This is a genomic window from Paenibacillus sp. FSL L8-0158 (assembly GCF_038592965.1).
Lineage (GTDB): Bacteria > Bacillota > Bacilli > Paenibacillales > Paenibacillaceae > Paenibacillus > Paenibacillus polymyxa_D.
Genome location: NZ_CP151949.1, coordinates 652,637 through 671,275 on the forward strand (window position 1 = coordinate 652,637; position 18,639 = coordinate 671,275).

18 protein-coding genes are annotated in these 18,639 nt (G+C 44.6%); 13 read left to right on the forward strand and 5 right to left on the reverse strand.

The genetic code is table 11. The features are described 5' to 3' along the window. Together NSQ68_RS02950 and NSQ68_RS02955 are read left to right on the forward strand one after the other, a co-directional pair. Positions 1–903 (forward strand): ATP-binding cassette domain-containing protein, encoded by a 903-nt coding sequence (locus NSQ68_RS02950; RefSeq protein ID WP_342427910.1) that lies wholly within the window; start codon positions 1–3, stop codon positions 901–903. Next, the gene (locus tag NSQ68_RS02955) at positions 896–2,215 is read left to right on the forward strand and encodes an ABC transporter permease (protein ID WP_342427911.1); all 1,320 of its coding nucleotides are present in this window, start codon (positions 896–898) and stop codon (positions 2,213–2,215) included. The genes NSQ68_RS02950 and NSQ68_RS02955 overlap by 8 nt, the downstream gene beginning before the upstream one ends. A gap of 1,200 nt (positions 2,216–3,415) precedes the next feature. Here the strand turns inward: NSQ68_RS02955 and NSQ68_RS02960 are convergent. From NSQ68_RS02960 to aiiA, 5 genes are all read right to left on the reverse strand, one after another. After that, positions 3,416–4,027 carry a TetR/AcrR family transcriptional regulator gene (locus NSQ68_RS02960; protein ID WP_165179819.1) on the reverse strand — a complete coding sequence of 204 codons (612 nt, stop codon included), beginning with the start codon at positions 4,025–4,027 and terminating at the stop codon, positions 3,416–3,418. A 159-nt stretch (positions 4,028–4,186) separates the two neighbouring features. Beyond that, a complete protein-coding gene (locus NSQ68_RS02965; protein ID WP_029515917.1) occupies positions 4,187–4,378 on the reverse strand; it encodes a hypothetical protein in 192 nt (63 codons plus the stop codon). A 29-nt stretch (positions 4,379–4,407) separates the two neighbouring features. Further along, a complete protein-coding gene (locus NSQ68_RS02970) occupies positions 4,408–5,796 on the reverse strand; it encodes an amidase (protein WP_342427912.1) in 1,389 nt (462 codons plus the stop codon). A gap of 45 nt (positions 5,797–5,841) precedes the next feature. Further along, a complete protein-coding gene (locus tag NSQ68_RS02975) occupies positions 5,842–7,164 on the reverse strand; it encodes an MFS transporter (RefSeq protein WP_342427913.1) in 1,323 nt (440 codons plus the stop codon). A gap of 14 nt (positions 7,165–7,178) precedes the next feature. Continuing rightward, positions 7,179–7,937, reverse strand: coding sequence for an N-acyl homoserine lactonase AiiA (gene aiiA, locus NSQ68_RS02980; RefSeq protein WP_250239361.1), 759 nt, complete (start codon positions 7,935–7,937; stop codon positions 7,179–7,181). A gap of 820 nt (positions 7,938–8,757) precedes the next feature. On the opposite strand from aiiA, the gene NSQ68_RS02985 reads away from it, so the two are divergent. The 11 genes from NSQ68_RS02985 to NSQ68_RS03035 all read left to right on the forward strand — a co-directional run bounded on the left by NSQ68_RS02985 (position 8,758) and on the right by NSQ68_RS03035 (position 18,560). Then, positions 8,758–9,333 (forward strand): DNA/RNA helicase domain-containing protein, encoded by a 576-nt coding sequence (locus tag NSQ68_RS02985; RefSeq protein WP_342429055.1) that lies wholly within the window; start codon positions 8,758–8,760, stop codon positions 9,331–9,333. A 261-nt stretch (positions 9,334–9,594) separates the two neighbouring features. Then, positions 9,595–9,810 (forward strand): hypothetical protein, encoded by a 216-nt coding sequence (locus NSQ68_RS02990; protein ID WP_342427914.1) that lies wholly within the window; start codon positions 9,595–9,597, stop codon positions 9,808–9,810. A 128-nt stretch (positions 9,811–9,938) separates the two neighbouring features. After that, entirely contained in the window at positions 9,939–10,169 is a 231-nt protein-coding gene (locus NSQ68_RS02995; protein WP_342427915.1) for a hypothetical protein, read from the forward strand. A gap of 56 nt (positions 10,170–10,225) precedes the next feature. Then, entirely contained in the window at positions 10,226–10,543 is a 318-nt protein-coding gene (locus tag NSQ68_RS03000; protein WP_342427916.1) for a hypothetical protein, read from the forward strand. A gap of 56 nt (positions 10,544–10,599) precedes the next feature. Continuing rightward, on the forward strand, positions 10,600–10,767 hold the full coding sequence (locus NSQ68_RS03005; protein WP_342427917.1) for a hypothetical protein: 168 nt from the start codon (positions 10,600–10,602) through the stop codon (positions 10,765–10,767). 777 nt (positions 10,768–11,544) lie between these two features. Beyond that, on the forward strand, positions 11,545–12,243 hold the full coding sequence (locus tag NSQ68_RS03010; protein ID WP_342427918.1) for a response regulator transcription factor: 699 nt from the start codon (positions 11,545–11,547) through the stop codon (positions 12,241–12,243). A 2-nt stretch (positions 12,244–12,245) separates the two neighbouring features. Then, positions 12,246–13,709, forward strand: coding sequence for a HAMP domain-containing sensor histidine kinase (locus tag NSQ68_RS03015; protein ID WP_342427919.1), 1,464 nt, complete (start codon positions 12,246–12,248; stop codon positions 13,707–13,709). After that, positions 13,702–14,853: a hypothetical protein gene (locus NSQ68_RS03020; protein ID WP_342427920.1), complete on the forward strand. Its 1,152-nt coding sequence runs from the start codon at positions 13,702–13,704 to the stop codon at positions 14,851–14,853. The genes NSQ68_RS03015 and NSQ68_RS03020 overlap by 8 nt, the downstream gene beginning before the upstream one ends. Before the next feature lie 183 nt (positions 14,854–15,036). Continuing rightward, positions 15,037–16,839 (forward strand): acyltransferase family protein, encoded by a 1,803-nt coding sequence (locus NSQ68_RS03025; RefSeq protein ID WP_342429056.1) that lies wholly within the window; start codon positions 15,037–15,039, stop codon positions 16,837–16,839. A 27-nt stretch (positions 16,840–16,866) separates the two neighbouring features. Continuing rightward, the gene (locus NSQ68_RS03030; protein ID WP_342427921.1) at positions 16,867–17,517 is read left to right on the forward strand and encodes a hypothetical protein; all 651 of its coding nucleotides are present in this window, start codon (positions 16,867–16,869) and stop codon (positions 17,515–17,517) included. Between the two features lie 47 nt (positions 17,518–17,564). After that, positions 17,565–18,560, forward strand: coding sequence for an LCP family protein (locus tag NSQ68_RS03035; RefSeq protein ID WP_342427922.1), 996 nt, complete (start codon positions 17,565–17,567; stop codon positions 18,558–18,560). Positions 18,561–18,639 lie beyond the last annotated feature (79 nt).

The window sequence follows — 18,639 nt, forward strand, 5'->3', positions numbered from 1 at the left end:
ATGAGCATGCTGGAATTGACAGAGGTCGTGAAGCAATATGGGAACCACACGGCGGTGAACGGAATTTCGCTGAATGTGAACGGCGGGGAGATTTACGGACTACTGGGAGGCAATGGAGCAGGCAAAACGACAACGATGCGCATGGTGCTCGGCCTGATTTACCCTGATGGAGGAAACATTCAATATGAGGGCAAGCCCTACAGCAAGGAGCTTCAGCGGACGATGGGTTATTTGCCTGAGGAGCGAGGGTTGTACCCCAAGGTGAAGGTGAGCGAGCAAATTAACTATTTGGGCAGGTTGCGCGGAATGTCAGCCAAGGAGGCGGACAAAAGTCTACGCTACTGGCTGGAGCGCTTTGGAGTGCCGGAATATTACGACAAGCGGATTGAGGAGCTATCCAAGGGAAATCAGCAGAAAATGGGCTTTATTGCCGCCGTTGTGCATCGCCCGACGTTGCTCATTTTGGATGAGGCCTTTAGTGGGCTAGATCCGGTAAACGTTGAATTGCTTAAGGATACGGTGAAAGAGCTGCGGGACGATGGGGCTGCGATTTTATTCTCGACCCACCGCATGGAACATGTGGAGGAGCTGTGCCGCCATATTACGATTTTGCATCGCTCGAATACAGTTGTGCAGGGAAGTGTGCAGGAGATTAAGGGCCGTTACCCACGTGAAAAAGTTCGTCTCATTACTACAGGTGAAGTGAACGGACTGGAACAGCTGCCCGGCGTGCGCCGTGTAGAGCCTATGGATCGCGGCTGGATGCTGCATATTGAGCAGCCGGATGCGGCGAAGCTGATTTTACAGACGGCGTTGAAGCAAACGGATGTAGAACATTTTGAGATCAAGGAGCCTACGCTGAACGAGATTTTCATAAGAGAGGTGGGTGATTCCCATGAATAGACTGGGTACGGTGATCGGTTTTACGTTTCGTCAAAAGGCGAGAACCAAATCTTTTATCATTACGACGCTGGTACTGGCCTTGCTCATTACGCTTGGTATGAATCTACCGTATTTGATTTCTTTGTTTAAAGCAGATGGGGCAGGAGGTTCGGGCACAACGGCAGCCGAGCATCATCGCTTGGGACTGATTGCCGGGAGCCGGACAGAAGTGGCGAATCAGCTGGAGCAATTCACCAAGGAGCAGTCCAACCCAGCGGCCATCTGGGTGCGTTATGACAGCGTACAAACACCAGCCATGCAGCAAGCTTTGAAAAACGGAGAGCTGCAAGGTTACGTGCAGTTCACGGAGCCGGCCACCAAGGGAGATGCGTTTCCTAAAGTGGAGTACGTCTCTGTAGAAAAAGATCCATCTCCTGCTGTAATTACATTGTTGCAGACGGGACTTCAGGAAGCTAAGGTCAAAGCCATTATGGGCGGCAATGCATTGACCAGCAATCAAATTCGTGAGATTAGCACACCTGTATTGGTGGATAGCAGGGAAGTAGACGGTCCGTCTGAAGCAGGGGGAGCTGTGGGGACAGAGGAAAAAGAGACCTCTATGATTAACTATGGTTTGGTCTATGTACTGATGATTTTATTCTTCACCTCCTCCATGATGACGGGGAATATGATTGCTGCAGAGGTGACATCGGAAAAAAGCTCACGTATTATGGAGATTCTCATCACAAGTGTCTCACCGTTGACCCAGATGTTCGGAAAAATTATCGGCATCTTCCTGGTCGGCCTGCTGCAAATTGCTGTTTTTGCAGCCGTTGTATGTGCCAACCTTATGCTGCCGCATAATAATGTCATTCTTAGCTCAGCCGGGCTGGATCTGTCGCAACTAAATATCGCGGTGTTGGGTTATGGTCTGGTATTCTACATCCTCGGCTACTTTCTCTACGCAGTATTGTTCGCCGCGGTGGGTTCCATTGTTAGCCGTACCGAGGAGTTGGGTCAGGCGATCATGCCGATTACCGTGCTGTCACTAGCAGCCTTTTATATCGGTATCTTCAATATCGCCGCACCTGATACAATTTTCGTAAAGGTTGCCGGGTACATCCCATTTTTCTCGCCAACCGTCATGCTGTTGCGGATTGGTCTGGAGCGGGCGAGCCTGCTGGAAATCTGGCTGTCACTTGGTATTCTGGTCGCTTCCATTTTGCTGTTCGGTTGGCTGGCCGCCAAGATCTACCGTACGGGCGTCTTAATGTATGGTAAACGTCCTTCATTTAAAGAGTTAAGAAAAGCTATGAAGGCTTACAAGATTTAAGAAGCTGTTGTCGGTTGTGAGTAACGGTAATAATTGAGACTGATTTGGTTGATAACTGAGACATTTTTGGGTATATGTTTGAGACATTTTTAAACCAGTAGAAACAAAACCCCTTGTTTCTATTGGTTTTTTTGTGTTTCTATTTACTATATATATCCTATATATGAGAACATATGGTATTATTGATATCGAATTCAAATTACGATCATAATTGATACTTTTCGTAAAGGTGGTTTGGTTATGGATTGGAGAAGTTGGACGTGGAGTTTGGAAGATGAGTTATATCTACCAAAACGAAAAGTAAGTAACCGTGGAAGTCACTACCATCATCATATTATTGGTAGTTTTTTTAGTCAGAAAAACAAACGAACCGTTGAGTATGAGTCATTATCCGAACTATGTACAACCAGTTGAAGTGTCTATCTTTGAGGAAGGGCATGAATGGTTCCATGTTCCTGATGTTTTGGTTTTTAGGCAAGGGCATATTCCATTACTTTATCAAATAAAACTGGAGCCCTAAGAAGAACGAAACAATGATCGAACAGAATTGTGTAATAAATATTGTAGAACATACGCATCAAAAAAGGATTGGGAATATCAAGTAGTTTTCCCAAAAACACTTCCGATATCTCTGTCTCGTAACCTTAAGTTTTTGAAAGGTTTTTTAAAAGAGAGAAAGTACTATTATCGGTTATTTACATTTGATCATCAAGGAAGCCTACTGTATATCCGTAAGGAGAAAGATAGACTAAATTTTAATAAAATCCCCAAGTGCTGTACAAATCTCTTCAACTGCAATTTTGGAATACATAAGATGAAAACCCGCTTGTTCTCCATGGATTCTCAGGCTACTAAGCCTGCTGCTACGAAGCCTACAGGAAGTAGACGAAAGAGCGCTGCTGATGATAAGAAGACCGAATAAGGAGAGTGTGCCATGGAAGTCCGATCCGGACAATTCGCGTAGCAGCCATTGGCAGAAAAAAAAGGGTTGTCCCATAAGTCATAAAAATGACTAGGGACGTCCTGTTCTCCAATTGTAAAACAATAAGAAACCGTTCCTGGGTAAAATGGAGGTACCACCCGACCATTTGAAAGGATATGGTTTCTTTGTACATTCAATATACCATTATGAGATAAAAAGAGGAGTTACGCAGGACTATCCCTCATCCATGTTATGTGGCTTTGTGGCCAGCCCCTCAATTAATGTCTATTAGCTCTTAAACCTTCAATAAATATGCGGTGTAATCCATCAAGAACTCGTTGGCTTGTAAAGCCTTCATCTTGGAGATGGTAATCGATATTGTGAAGCACGGCCAGCAGGGCTTCAATAGTATATGAAATGTCCACCCCGGATACGTCTCCCTGTTCAACGGCCTCATTTAGCAGATTTCTGCTTATATTGCGCATCCATTGACATAACGGAGATTGTAACGGACGATGCCCGGTTGAGGCCCGGCTGACCTCACAGAGCCAAGGAACTTTCGCCTCTAAAAAAGAGACATATCTTACGATTACATGGTAAAGCCGGTCCAAGGCAGCGGTTTCTGGGGATTGATCAAGAAATGCTTGAACTTCATCAAACAAAGGTTGGTATTCTTCATACGCGATCTCCTGACATATGTCGCCCTTATCCGAGTAGCGGCGGTATAGGCTTGCTTGTCCTACTCCAGCAGTCTTCGCAATCTGATGCATATTGACATTGTCAACACCGTTTTTGATGAAAAGTTCTCTAGCCGCGGCCAAAATTCGTCTTCGGTTTAACTCCTCTCTGGGAATTTTCAGAGAGACAGATTGCGATTCTGAATTCACCATAAACATCTCCCTTCATCATTAATTTAACTGTTATTTAACACGAAAAACGGACAACATGTCCGTTTTTCGTGTGTAGGACATGTTGTCCGTCTTCATAATTATAATACATTTCGTGAAAAATTAAAAATACATTCATTTGGGTGACCGATGAGCTTTTTTTTATTTCTTGGTATAGTGCTTTTTGTAAATTGGAGGCAAATGCGGTTCAATGCCCGATAGATCCAGTTCCTTTAAACTTGCGATCGTATGAATAAACTGCTCGTATGCTTTTTTCTTGTCGCTCGTCGTATCTGTTCCGGTTTCGGTTGATGCTTTCCTGCTAACTTCAGAGTTAAGTTGCTTTTGATCCATAGATTACCCTCCATCAAATATAGTCAGGCTTACAAATCCGGATGTCTCTTGTGCCAGTCTGTATTCATTTCATAAGTATTGCCGATACCTAGTACTGTCGCTTCTTCGAAGGGGCGGCCAATCAATTGCATATTAATCGGCAGACCGGAAGGTGAGAAGCCGCAAGGCATGCTCAGGCTAGGCAAGCCAGTCAAATTGGTCGGAACCGTAAATGAGTTCAATCTGAATACACTAGCATCATCATCTGCACGCGGCGCAGTGATCGGTGTTGCCGGCGTCAACAAGATGTCGATTCCGGACAATGCATTCAAAAAATCATTGACAATTAGTTGCCGGGCCCGCTGAGACTGAAGGTAAATGGAAGCCGGAATATCTCTACTGCTTTCAAGAAACATTCGGACGTCCGGTCCATACTGTTCCAATTCTGTCTCAAGCCACTTCTCGTGGTACGAGTACATTTCCGCCATCATAATGGCCATCGTCGCACTTCTAACATGTTTGATCAGGGGCAGGCTAACTTCGATGATTTCTGCTCCCAGTTCTCGGAATTTATTGATAGCGGCCTTCATCGCAGCTTCCACTTCCGGCATCAAATCCTCGTAATAGTAGCTTGTCGGCAATCCGATACGCACACCCCTGAGACCATTCGGATACATCTTGATACCTGGCGCAGGCAGATCGACAGTCGATTCATCCTTTGGATCGAAGCCAGACATCACATCCAAGCACAGGGACGCATCCATGACACAGCGGGTCAACGGACCCGAGTGGTCCAATGACCAGGCCATTGGAATGATACCATACCGACTGACCCGACCGTACGTCGGCTTCATCCCTACGACACCGCACAAAGCAGCGGGTATGCGGATCGAACCTCCGGTATCCGAGCCTGTGCCCAGATAAGTAAGTCCAGCTGCTAAGGCAGAAGCCGAGCCGCCGCTTGAACCTCCCGTTACAAGTTCAGTGTTCCACGGATTGAGGCAAGGACCGAAGTGCGGGCTAGTTGTTGTCAATCCCGCAGCGAACTCGTGAGTCTGTACTTTGCCTAGCAGAACTGTTCCAGCCTCATGTAGCTTAGCTGCAACCGTCGAATCGTAATCGGGGACGAAGCTGTTCAATATTTTTGAACCGGCAGTTGTTCGGATCCCTTTAGTGTAATATAGATCCTTATGAACGATGGGAATCCCGTGAAGGGGCCCTTTGTACCGACCATGCATAATATCGCGTTCCGATTGCTTCGCTTGTTCAATCGCCAGTTCGGACGTTTGGGTAACGAAAACGTTCAGTTTCGGATTCAAACGTTCGATGCGGTGAAGCGCATGTTCTGTAATCTCTACCGGGGATATTTCCCTTGTTCGGATCCCCTCGGCCAGCTCATGAATAGCAGCAAAGGACAGTTGGAAATTTAATTTACTCATCTATTCATCCTCCGTATCTTTCGGACATGTCGTAAGTCTACCAAACTAATTACCATAGCTTCCGCTAGGATTTGCTTTTCTTGCGAATAAGTATGTCAGGATTGCCAACAGGGAAATGGTAAAATAAACAACAGAAAAAGGCATCTTTAGATCAATCAGTCGGCCGACCAGCGCAGGGCCGAATGCTCCGCCTAGGAGATAGGCCAGTGTGAAAATACCCATCCCCACACCCAGCTCAGCCGAACGGAGTGTTGTCGAAACTAAATTGCTGCTAGAGGTGAGGACACCGTTGAATCCAATCATAAGGATAATAATCAATAAAGCGTCGATCCATGGCGGCAAATGTACGGATACCCCCAGTAGTATAAATCCGCTGATGACGAGACTTTGCGATATGACAAGCACGCGGGAGCTTCCGAAACGATCTGTCCAACCTCCGATCCGGGATCCGAGCAAGGCTGCACAGGCGGCACCGGGAAGCATCAGCAGACCGATTTTACTAGTTGGTAAATGAAAGGAATTCTTCATCATGACAGGAAGAGTAAAGGTTAACCCCGTGTTGCATACGAAGGTAAGGAATCCAATCCCTAGAATTCGTCGGTAAGGAGCATTTTTCATGAAAGATGCATCGATAAATGGATGTTCTTTTTTCTGAATATGAGTACCGAACCATAGAAGAACTGCTGCTCCTGCAATGAGCATAAACCAATAGTTCGTAACCCCTAGCAATACCAACGCCAGTCCCGCGGAGAACAAAACAGCTCCGAGAAAATCGAATGAACCGCGGTCGTGTTTCTTGTCAGGAACATACTTGAATATCAAAGGGATAACAAATAGGCTCAGACTGGACACGATGAACAAAGCACGCCAGCCAAAGTATTGCTCCACGAAACCGCCGAACACAGGCCCGAAGCCGGAAGCAAAGGCAATTGTGGCGGATAAGGTTCCCAGCACCCGTCCCTTGACTGTAGGCTTAAAATACAGGGTTACTGCCGCATAAGACAGGGGAGAGATGGATGAGGCCCCTGCTGCCTGCAGCAGTCTTCCAATGATGACTTGCAAGTATGAAGCTGCAAAAAAGCCGATCATAGAGCCGAAAGCTAAAAGGATTAAACCAATGACATACAGCTGGCGAAAGGAAAAGTACTCCGTTAACTTTCCGTAAGTACCGGCGCCGATAGCCATCAAAATGCTGTAACCGACCATAACCCAGCTCACCTGCGAGGAGGTCAGGGCAAAGTCAGCGGAAATCGAAGGTATAGACAAATTAAACATGGTCATATTGATGTTTCCGAAAATAATGAGTAAGCAAAGTGTCCCCATTAATTTCCGCTCATTGCCAGATAAAGCCATTGATTGAGTATCCATAGCCTGTCCCTCCATTACAGGAAGTCAGGAAAGGTGCGGCATTTTTGCGCCTGATCTCTATCGTGTCCCAAGAAAACATAGGACGGCCGAACATCCTGAATTAACTCCTGCATGCGAGTAATCGATTTGGCAGCCATCTCTTGATCGAATGTCAAGAACGGTACGCTATTCTCGAAGTTCTCCCGAGTATAAGCAACATCAATTGTCAGTAGCACTGGACCCGACTTTTCCGTTGTGACAAGGACTGATTGATGGCCAGGGGAATGACCCGGAGTGAATAAAATTTGAACCCCCGGAATCAATTCATGGTCACCCTCAATGATTTGATATTGTAAATCGGGCAGCCTGCACTCTAATGGAGAGTAATCCTCATTGTTTATGGCCGCATCATACTCTGCCCTTTGAATAAGGATCGGCGTATTGCGGAAATGCCCGTTTCCCCCAGAATGATCCAAGTGTAAATGGGAGCTAATGACCATTTGAATATCGTCAGGTCGATAACCGACACGCTTTAACACATTTACGATCGAGTCGCCGTCAGACATGTTGGGGACGACGCGCCCTTCACGTCTAGTCCCCTTGTAGTAATCGGGATTGTTGATAAAAGCGTCGGGCATTCCCGTATCGATGAGTATCGGCCCGCTGGTCGTTTCCAATAGAAAAGACCACACAGGCATTCCGACTAATTTCCCGGGGGCAAGGGTTCGATTAACTGCCGATTGATCTAGGAAACATTCACCTACAGGTAAAAAATACAACTTTTTGATATGCATCCCAGTTTCACCCTTCATATTATAAATTCGGACAGTTTGTCCGTTTTGTTTTGATTATATCGGACAAATTGTCCGATGTCAATTTGTCATCGGCGGTTGGGCTTCGGCAAAAGCCTTACACCTGCAACAATACGCCAAGCTAAAGAATGTCGCCCAGGTGGAGTGCAAAGAAGCAACGGGGCTGCGTTAAAGCCGCAGTGTACAAAAACCAAGAGGATCGCGATATCAAAGTGAGCAAGAGTATTTGCGGCTAAAGAGCCACGCAAGACAAAAGCCAAGGAGCTAAGCGAAAACAGACCGCTTAGTCCTTGGCTTTTTACGATTATCATTCTATTTTTCTGGTGAGGGCGTTCAAATGTTTAGTTTTGGGACAGCCTCTTTTAACAAACTACCCGTTTACCCCGTGGTTGAAAGGTACAACTGTTTCAGTAGGAGAAGTAATTGGAACGATAGCGCTAAAAAGCGCAACTGCTAGGCACATAGCCGCCAATGCTTTTTTCATTTGTCAGCACTCCCTTTATAATATTTTCATATTGTTGTTGCTGCTCAGTTGTAGCTAATTTTCGCACTTTTTCATACATAGCAGTGGTTGTAATGAATTCCTTATATACATTCATATGAACTGCTATTGATAGATATTCCAGTATATAATTTATTGTGTCATGATAGGAACTTTGGTTGAGTTTATAAATTGCTAATTGATGCAACTTTCCATTCAGTGAACCAGAAGTGACTGTATGTCTGATCGTGATCGTTTTATTGAACAGATCAATGGCAGACCATTTTAGACCTACAACCTCACCCAATTAAAGATTTAGATATATTTTTAGAAAAAAAGGAAAAATATGATTTGATCATCGTTGATGAAACACAGCGAATATACATCCACCAACTAGAGATTATCATTGATTATGTGAGACAAAACCAAGTTAAATGTGTTTTTTCATACGACCCAGATCAAGTCTTTACTACTAAAACTAAAGAACTCTTAAACAATTCAGTCGGAAAGATTGAGCAATTAAATCATAAAAAATATAAACTCACTCAAAAGATAAGGACTAATAAGGAGATTGCAGCTTTTATTACCAATTTATTCAATACCAATAATATCAACAATAATATGGACTATAAAAATATTCATCTTCAGTACTTTGATTCTGCAAAATCTTTGCGATACTACTTAGAGCAGTTAAAAGAAAATAGTTGGGAAGTAATCGACTATACCAGTTCCAGTTATTACCTTTTATCAATTGATAAGTACTCAGTGGGAAATCGAAACGCTCATCATGTTATTGGAAAAGAATTTGATAAAGTTGCCGTTGTAATAAACGAGCGTTTTTATTACAACGATTCTGGGCAGCTTTTGTCTACTAGAGAAGCGGGGGCACCTCCCTAACGTATGGATAATGCTGTACCAAATGCTAACGAGAGCACGACAGGAGATTACTGTTGTAGTCTATAAAAACAAGGATATGCTGAATGCCTGTTTGAAGATAGTGGGCTTACAATGATTGATTGTAGTCAGGAGATAGCAATGTTTCGGTTCAGCCATCAATCCAGCGGGAGAAAATTTTTAGAGGTAAAGATTGATTGAATAACTGCTACGGGCTGTGGAGTCGATCAGTTGGACTTAATTAATAAGGAAAGGATGAGTTTTATGAAACTAAGCCTAAGTCGAAAAGCTAATCTTGAAGGTATGCTGATAGGAGACCAAGTTAGAATTGGAGGGCCGGCGGTAGAGGAGAACATCCGGTTTGAAGTATTGAGAAATGAATCGGGATTTGAAATTAAGGTTTTTGATCGATTGGTAAAGTTAGATAAAGAACCTTTTTCGACTGTAGATCAAGTAATCAAATATATTGAAACCTATTGAGTTCAATTGATTGAGGACCTGGAAGCGGCTGCGGAGTCAATCAGATCGATTGGGGAAGTGACCAGCCTGCAGCCGGGTGCAGGTCGATATGTATGCCAATAATTGAGGACTTGAAAAGGGGGGTTTTTATGGCTGGAACGCAAACCAAGATAGATAATGTTAATGAACAATTACAGAAACTCAAGGACTTTTTTCAACGAATCATGGAGCGAGGGATGAACGGGTATGCGGGTGCCGTCTGGGCAGTTATTGTGCGTCGGTGGATAGATAGATGGGAAGATTCCCCTAAAGCTAAATATGTATACCAATACCCGGAAAGATTCTTTCGAAACCTGAGACACAGATATGATATCTTTTGAATGCCGAAAAGAAGCCTGACCGTCTCGTAATGCTCAAGTACCTGGTGGACGAGCTCATGGACAATAAGATAGATATTCATCTATATCATTTTGGTATGTATCTGCTCTACCCTTACGCATCCCGGAAGCAAGAAGAAGATGCAGAGGCAGTTGGCAAAAAGCAATCCGAGTTTATTAGTCATCTGCCACGATTTGAATTGAAAAGCAACGATGAATTTGTATCTGAAGTGTGGTCCGATTTAATCTTACGACGGTACCCCGAAGTAGGAGAGGAAATTGTGACAGTGCCCTCTTTTAGTCAGCTTAGAATACTATTTACAGCGGATAACTTCGGAATCACACCGGAACATATTATTAGGATGCGGATTGGATAGAACCGATCCCTGGGTTGGAACTGAAAGTCAGGAAGTGGGTTGGGGAGAATGACCCGATGACTCCGCAGCCGAAAAAAGATGGAATGATTGAAGATCTGATTACACTTGGACACGAAGGCAGCGGCAATGGCCTGCGGCATTTTGTTGCCGGTAAGCCGATCCAAGCGGGTAGCTACATGGAGGTTAAATTTGGGGACGGCTGGATACCAGGGAGATACGAGTGATCATTTGAGAAAGATAGCCCGATTAGAATTCACTCCTCTCGGCACGAATGGATTTCGATCCATGAGGGGCATCTAGTCCGGGTAAAAGCTTGAATGTTGTCATGCTGTACACGTTACTGACTTACAGGATCTTGGGGAGTCAGCGGTTACTGTGATCAAATGGTGGAAAAACCACGGCATGGAGACAACTGCAGAGATTTAAAGATTGGTGGGATGAAATGTTTAAGGGACTCAAATTTTGCTTCAGGCTTTATCAAGGGCGTTCGCTTGAAACTGTTTGCATAAGTTTTATATTTAGTTTTCTCGTTGGATCTGTTGCGGTTCAGGTAGAACCAGTAGCTAAAAGGAATCTACTGGTTCTCATTTCTCTTCACAGTTATAGAATGACGAGTGATCATATTAGGGTGTGATTATGTTATTGTTGGAGGATAAGTCTCAGTTATAAAGCAAGAAAGTATCACTTATAACTAGAAATTTTAGGAATGTAAGAATAACTTTTGTCTCAAGTATAGCCATTACTCATATTGGTGTATTAGAAACTTTTAAGCATGAATTTGGTTCTTAAATTCGCTTCTCTAATTGAGCTAAAGCTACCTCCTTTTGTTTCCGAATATTTCATAGCACTCTATGTTGTAATAAAAACCATGCGCAGTCATTTGCGCGTGGTTTTTTACGCTAAATCATTTACAATATACATTTGCTTGTTTTCCCCTGAATGATTAATATAATGGACAATGTCATAAACCTGCCGTATTAAAAATAGAGATGAGGATTGCGATGAATAAAGCAAAGATTCTTATTATTGAAGATGATGCCCCGATTGCCGACTTGCTTTCGTACGGGCTTTCTATGGAGGGGTTCCAGACACGCACAGCGGCCAGCGGAGCAGCGGGAATGCAGGAGCTGCAGTCGTTTCAGCCCGATTTGCTGCTGTTGGATTGGATGCTGCCTGATCAGAGCGGTCTAGACATTTGCAAAAAGGTGACTACGGACTATAACATACCGATCTGCATGATTACGGCCAAATCGGATATTACCGATAAAATTCTAGGCCTTGAATTCGGTGCCGATGATTATATTACCAAGCCTTTTGATCTGCGCGAAGTTGTTGCACGCATTCGAACCATTTTGCGCAGAGTGGAGCAGGCGAGCAGCCCGGACAGGGAAGAAGCCACGAAAGCCGTCATTCGGTTTGAAAATATTGAAGTGATTGAAGAAGAACGGCTTGTCCAAAAAGAAGGCCGTCCCGTTGAATTAACCCCCAAGGAATTTGACCTGCTTATGATGCTGGTTAAACATCCGGGCAGAAACTTTACACGTTCCGAACTGCTTGATCTAGTATGGGGTTATCATTTTGCCGGAGATACCCGTACGGTTGATACGCATATCCAAAGACTCCGCAAAAAGCTGGATGCCACCGAATGCATTACTACCGTCTTCGGAATCGGGTACAAATTTAAAAAAATGGGTGGATAAGCATGATACGCAAAATCAGCATCAAATTCCTGATCGGTTTTTTTCTGATTTTTTCGCTTTCTTTTGTCGTGCTCAATCAGACAGTCAAGGAATTCATACGAACAAGCAATCAGAATCTGGTTAGCTCCGAACTGGTCGGACTGAAAAATAACAGCAATGTGTATGTGCGTCAGGCTTTCCTAATTAACCATTTCAGCAGCAATGAACTGTACTTTGGAGAAATTGCCAAGGAGATAGCAACTGATCTGAACCATACCACGGACAGCAGTGTTGGCGTGTATACGGTGGAAGGCAAATTGCTTTATGCCCCGGACAGCTCCCTATTTCAGCAGCAAATGCAAAGCGATCTGCAGCAGGCGATTGGTGGCAGTACAGCGTATAGCATTACTTATGATCGTAATAAGACGACGGTCCTTTTCTCCTATCCGGTTGTTATAGACGGTTCAAAGGTAGGCATACTACGTTTTTACAAAGATTTCAGCTCACTCTACGAACAAACCGGACAGGTTCGGCAGATTACCCTCTATATTGCCCTGGCGATTTTTGCGGCAGCCTTTCTGTTTTCCTATATTCTTTCCAGGCATATTACCATCCCGCTGACCCGACTGATGCAAGTATCCACCGAGGTGAAAAACGGGAATCTGGATATCCGCCTTCATTTTAAACGTAGGGATGAAATTGGCCGACTGGCTGAAAATTTTAACGATATGATTAATCAAATTAGTAGACAGATTCATATTATTGAGAAGGACCGGGACCATTTGAAGCAGCTTCACCAGCAGGAAAAGCGCTTTTTTGACAATATCACTCACGAACTGAAAACGCCGTTAACCTCCATTTTGGGATATGCGGAGCTGATCAGAATGAACGGTGAGAAAGACCGTGCTTTTTTTGACAAAGGAATGAATCATATTATCGAGGAGAGCAGGCGCCTGCATGCGATGGTGCTAAAACTACTGGAAGTTTCACGCAAAAGTATCATGATCGATGAGCTTGATCGGGTGGATATCGGGCTGATCCTGCAGGATGTGTGTGAATCGATGATGATCCGAGCGCAGCGCTACAAAAAGACCATAGAATATGAGATGAATGAGGAATTGTTCATGTTGGCTGATCGAGATAGAATCAGACAGATGTTTATCAATTTGATAGATAATGCGATTAAATACAGTTTGCCGTTTTCGGCAGTAATGGTAAAGGCAGTGCGGACAGAAGAAAAGATCCGCTTGATTTTCAGCAATCCAAGCGATCCGATTGAGGCAGAACATCTGTCACGCCTGTTACAGCCATTTTATCTGGCTCATTCCGACAGCGCGGAAGAAGGCAGTGTAGGATTGGGGCTCAGCATTGTGAAATCCATTGTTGAAGAATTTGCGGGTTCCATCTTGATTACCAACGAGCATAATGAAACCATTGTTACGGTGGAATTTAAAGCTCTGGAAACGTGGGGAACGGAGAATGAATAATGGCAATAAATATAAATATTTTGTAATGCTGCTGGTCGTATCTCTCGTGGTATTACTGCTGCCTGCCTGCGGTTCCGAACCAAAAACTGAGACCGTCGTCATCTCTGACAGCAATGAAATTTCCAGTGGCGATCAAAGCTCTCGGCCGTTTCAGGTCCAAAAAATATATCGGCTCCCGGATCGTTTTGCGAATACGGGTCAGCTGCTGGGCTGGTCGTCTACAGATGCTGTCATCGCTTCGTTCGGAGCCATGACCATACTGAAGCAAGGCACGCTGGAACGTTTAACTTATCCGTATGAGCAGAGCAAGGCCATACCCGGAATCGGCAAGGTAACTTCCAATACGATACTTTCTCCCGATGGTAAATATATTTGCGAATTTTCTCGTTTTTCCTCGGAGACAACCTTAAAGCTTATTTCCTTACAGGATGGCAAGGAAAAGGAAATAGACAGGATCAATACCAGGAACGAGTCTTATGTACAATATGTTTCCTGGTCGGCCAACAGTTCGTATATCGGCTACCTGGTAGAAAATCCGTTTGATAATGGAGCGGATAGCCTGTACATCTACGATATGGGGTCTCAAACTTCTAGCAAATATCAGTTAAAAGGGATCGTAAAGGAAGACACGCTTTTGAGTGTTAACCTTGCAAATGATGGCCGCAGCGTACTGCTGCAGTTATTTCGTGCAAAACAAGGTCAGAACAAGGTACTAACCCTGGGGAAGGTTTCCGGGAAGAATATTGAATTTCAATACGAGCGTCAGATTGGTGGAGATTCAGTAGCCTGGATGAATAACGACCAGTTTGTGTTTCTCGGAACGGATAGTTCATTGTACGAATATGATCAGCGAAACGGCGAGCTCTCCGTCATTCTGGAAAAAGTGTTTGATTTTGAAGTCTCGCCTGACAGGAAAAATATCGCATACACCGTGTATGATCAAAATGTCACTTACGTGGGCAAGGTTCAGGGAAGAAATATACTGTACAACGAACCGGTGTATCGCGGAATGGTGTCGACGCATATATATTGGAATCCGAACAATAAAAGTGTACTACTTCAAGGACAAAAACAATTGGATTCCTCGCAGACTGCGGCAACGGATTCTCCTAGCAAGGAGTCATTGATCATTGAATTAAAATAGCGATGAGGATCGCCATATTTATATATGTCAAAAACCTTATTTCGGTTGTTCAGCCGGGATAAGGTTTTTCTTTTTGCAACCGTTGTGACAATTTGTTTACATGTTGATCAAACTTTCGCGACATCTTTTTTCTATAGTAAATGAAGCAAGATCATTAGCCTACGAGGACAAGGAATGACCATAGTGAATGGAAACCGAAATCTGCACCTAAATCAACCCACAAAACGTTATATGACCGATCTGGATGGGCTAAGATCCATCTCCGTGCTTGCTGTTATTGCTTATCATCTTCATTTCAAATGGGCAGAGGGTGGGCTGCTGGGGGTGGAGATTTTCTTCGTTCTGTCAGGATATCTGATTACGGATCAGATTCTTTTTGAATGGAGGACGCGCAGCGGTTTTTCCATTGTGCAATTCTGGATAAGACGAATACGCAGGCTACTGCCGGCAATGATCTTTATGCTGACTGCAGTGGCATTGTGGCTTTTAATTACCGATTTCTCCAGGCTGCAGGCATTGGGAGGCCATTTTGTATCCTCGCTTTTTTACGTAAACAACTGGTATCTCATTTTTCATCATGTTTCATATTTTGAGAGCTTTGGCCCTCCTTCTCCAATCGGGCACCTCTGGTCGCTTTCCATTGAGGAACAGTTTTACGTAATCTGGCCGCTTGTTCTACTGATCGGTCTGCGCTTTGCACCGCGACGAGGCAGACTAATGTTATACATTCTGGGTTGCGCCATCGTATCCGCCATAGCAATGGCCATTATATACGAACCCGGAATCGATCCGAGTAGGGTATATTACGGGACGGATACGCGGGCGTTTGCCATTTTGATCGGAGCGGCTCTGGCGGTAGTCTGGCCCAGCTGGAGACTGAGCGACAATGTATCCTCTTCGTCCCGGACCATGCTGGATATGACTGGTGTGCTGGGGATGGTAATGCTGTTTATCCTGATCGGTCAGACCAATGAGTTTGATGAATCGCTGTACCGAGGTGGTTTTCTCTATTTATCACTCATTACGGCGGTTGTGATTGCTGTACTGGTTCATCCGGCCAACCGACTGGAACGATGGCTCGGCTGTCGGCCTCTAAGCTGGATCGGTAAGCGATCTTACAGTCTGTATATTTGGCATTATCCGATTATTATTTTGTCAAGTCCGGTGGTAAATACCGAAGATGTCAGCTATATGCGCATTGCTCTGCAGGTAACGGCCAGTTTCATAATGGCGGGTCTTTCTTACAGATACATCGAAGAGCCTATTCGTCGCGGGACCTTTTGGACCAGCCTAAAATCACTCCGCAGGTCGGGCGCGGGTAACCAACTAGGCCTTGTCGTAATTGTTATCGCCATCATTCTGGTTCTGACATCATGGAAGACGGATTCACCAGATTCCGAACCTGATGTGCCAGCGACTGTAAACGAGGAACCCGTCCAGACAGAAAAGCTGCAATGCGGCTGTTCCACTGAAAATCATTCCGCTGAAAATACAAGCCAATCCGCAGAAGGAGAAGGGGTCACGGCCATCGGAGATTCCGTCATTCTGGATGCCGCCCCGTTTCTGGAAAAAAAGCTTCCTGGTATTGTCATTGATGGCAAGGTGGGACGGCAAATGTCGCAGGCCAAGGATGTGCTTGATGGCCTGCGGGCACAGGGTAAGCTTGGGAATAAAATTATTATTGAACTCGGCACCAACGGCGTTTTTAACCGGAGTCAACTGAAGTCCTTGCTGGCTTCACTGCAGGATTCCCGGCACATTTATCTGATAACGACCCGAGTACCGAGAGGGTGGCAGAATACCGTAAATGACAATCTGCGTGAAATTGCTGGTGAATTTCAAAATGTCCGGCTTATCGACTGGTATTCGGCCAGCGAAAACCGTGACGATCTATTTTATGATGATGGTGTTCATCTGAAACCAGAAGGCGCCCAGTATTATGCCTCGTTTTTGATTGATGCTATCAAACAAGATAAAACCTACTAGCATGTAAAAGGAAAGGAAGAACTAGGTATGAACAGAAAAAATGGATGGATGGTAAAAACATTAGGGAGTTTTATGATTCTCCTTATCGTGATAGGAGCCATCGGCCTCCATTTACATTCAAAGCAAAATCCGGATGATAACGAACCACGTGGCAAGCCTAGGGTTTCCAGCACCAGCGGAGAACAAGCTCAACCCTCCGCTTCCTTAAATGGCGAGGGCGTTACGATGATTGGAGATTCGGTTACAGTCGGAATTGAGCCTTATTTAAAGGAGCAGCTTCCGAATATGACGGTGGACGGCAAGGTTGGCCGGCAGATGTCTCAAGCTGTAAAAGTCATTAATGAATTGTCCGCTCAAGGCAAACTGGGAGACCAGGTCATTATCGAACTCGGCACCAACGGTCCGTTTAGCAAAGACCATCTGCGCGACGTGCTGCAATCCCTTTCCGGAGCCCAACAGGTAATCTTGGTCACCACCCGGGTGCCGAAAGGCTGGCAAGACACTGTGAATGACACGATTTCAGAGGTCGCCGATGAATTTAGCAATGTCAGCGTGGTGGACTGGCATTCAGCCAGTGTAGGCAAAGATGAATACTTTTATAAAGATGGCGTCCATTTAAAACCAGACGGTAGCCGATATTACACTTCACTCCTCGTAGCAGCCTTGCAAAAATCTTAAATACAGAAAGGAGCAGACGCGTTTATTATCCGGAAGGGAAGAATGATATGACACAGAGGAAAAAGAGGATATTGATTATAACGTTGTTACTTGTGGTCGCTGCTGCAAGCTTTATCTTTTATTATTTCTTTTCCATTTACAAAGGATTAGAAGGACTTAGCAAAACCCCAGAAAACTCCCCATTTGTTAAAGTGAGCACTGATAAAGTCGAAGCTCTGAAAGCCCCGGAATGGGAGGGAACCGAACCTGTCAATATTTTGCTGATGGGCGTGGATGCTCGCGAGAACAACAAGGGCAGTGTACCCAGATCCGATAGCATAATGGTCGTTTCGTTAAATCCTGCCGACAAGCGTATTCATGTGTTTTCTATTCTTCGAGACACCTATACGGATATTCCCGGATACGGCAGAAACCGAATCAACACCGCTGTTACGCATGGGCCGGATACGGCGATGAAGGCAGTCAGCGAATTGCTGGGGGTGCCTGTTCATTTTTATGTATATACCGATTTCCAGGGGTTTATTAAACTTGTGGATGCTGTAGGCGGACTCGATTTTTATGTCGAAAAGGATATGTACTATGAGAGCAAAGCCGATCTGCATGAGTACGATATTAATTTAAAGCAGGGACAGCAGCATTTCGACGGCAAAACGGCGCTTCAATATGTCCGTTTTCGTCATGATGCCATGTCCGATTATACCAGAACAGAAAGGCAGCGCCAATTTATTACAGCATTAGCCGAGAAGGTAAAAACAACGACTTCCATTATGAAGCTCCCTTCCATTCTAGAGGAAATCAGTCCGTATATCGATACCAATTTGTCAGTCTCTGATATGTGGAATTTGGCTTCGGTAGGGTATCAAAGTACATTACAGGGAAATGAACAAATACCGCCAATGAAGCTGTTAAAAGAAACCTACGTTGGCAGAGCGGCTGTTCTGGACGTGAAAAGTCGAACGGATTTGAAGCAATTTGTGCAAAGTATCATAAACTCCGACGCTTCTAACTCGATTACAGACAATTCTTCGGGGCAGAAGCAATAACAGATTTTGAATAGGATTGGACAATATATAAAATCATCATTTGCCAGACAATAGTCTGTTAAATGCTCTTTGTGAATAA

Bases quoted from the DNA above. Each gene is read 5' to 3' on its own strand.
- NSQ68_RS03035 (WP_342427922.1), top strand. From the start codon at position 17,565: ATGACACAGAGGAAAAAGAGGATATTGATTATAACGTTGTTACTTGTG.
- NSQ68_RS02965 (WP_029515917.1), bottom strand. From the start codon at position 4,378: ATGGATCAAAAGCAACTTAACTCTGAAGTTAGCAGGAAAGCATCAACC.
- NSQ68_RS03015 (WP_342427919.1), top strand. From the start codon at position 12,246: ATGATACGCAAAATCAGCATCAAATTCCTGATCGGTTTTTTTCTGATT.
- NSQ68_RS02975 (WP_342427913.1), bottom strand. From the start codon at position 7,164: ATGGATACTCAATCAATGGCTTTATCTGGCAATGAGCGGAAATTAATG.
- NSQ68_RS03030 (WP_342427921.1), top strand. From the start codon at position 16,867: ATGAACAGAAAAAATGGATGGATGGTAAAAACATTAGGGAGTTTTATG.
- NSQ68_RS02995 (WP_342427915.1), top strand. From the start codon at position 9,939: ATGGCTGGAACGCAAACCAAGATAGATAATGTTAATGAACAATTACAG.
- NSQ68_RS03020 (WP_342427920.1), top strand. From the start codon at position 13,702: ATGAATAATGGCAATAAATATAAATATTTTGTAATGCTGCTGGTCGTA.
- NSQ68_RS02955 (WP_342427911.1), top strand. From the start codon at position 896: ATGAATAGACTGGGTACGGTGATCGGTTTTACGTTTCGTCAAAAGGCG.
- NSQ68_RS02970 (WP_342427912.1), bottom strand. From the start codon at position 5,796: ATGAGTAAATTAAATTTCCAACTGTCCTTTGCTGCTATTCATGAGCTG.
- NSQ68_RS03010 (WP_342427918.1), top strand. From the start codon at position 11,545: ATGAATAAAGCAAAGATTCTTATTATTGAAGATGATGCCCCGATTGCC.
- NSQ68_RS03000 (WP_342427916.1), top strand. From the start codon at position 10,226: ATGGACAATAAGATAGATATTCATCTATATCATTTTGGTATGTATCTG.
- NSQ68_RS02950 (WP_342427910.1), top strand. From the start codon at position 1: ATGAGCATGCTGGAATTGACAGAGGTCGTGAAGCAATATGGGAACCAC.
- NSQ68_RS02960 (WP_165179819.1), bottom strand. From the start codon at position 4,027: ATGGTGAATTCAGAATCGCAATCTGTCTCTCTGAAAATTCCCAGAGAG.
- aiiA (WP_250239361.1), bottom strand. From the start codon at position 7,937: ATGCATATCAAAAAGTTGTATTTTTTACCTGTAGGTGAATGTTTCCTA.
- NSQ68_RS03005 (WP_342427917.1), top strand. From the start codon at position 10,600: ATGACTCCGCAGCCGAAAAAAGATGGAATGATTGAAGATCTGATTACA.
- NSQ68_RS02990 (WP_342427914.1), top strand. From the start codon at position 9,595: ATGAAACTAAGCCTAAGTCGAAAAGCTAATCTTGAAGGTATGCTGATA.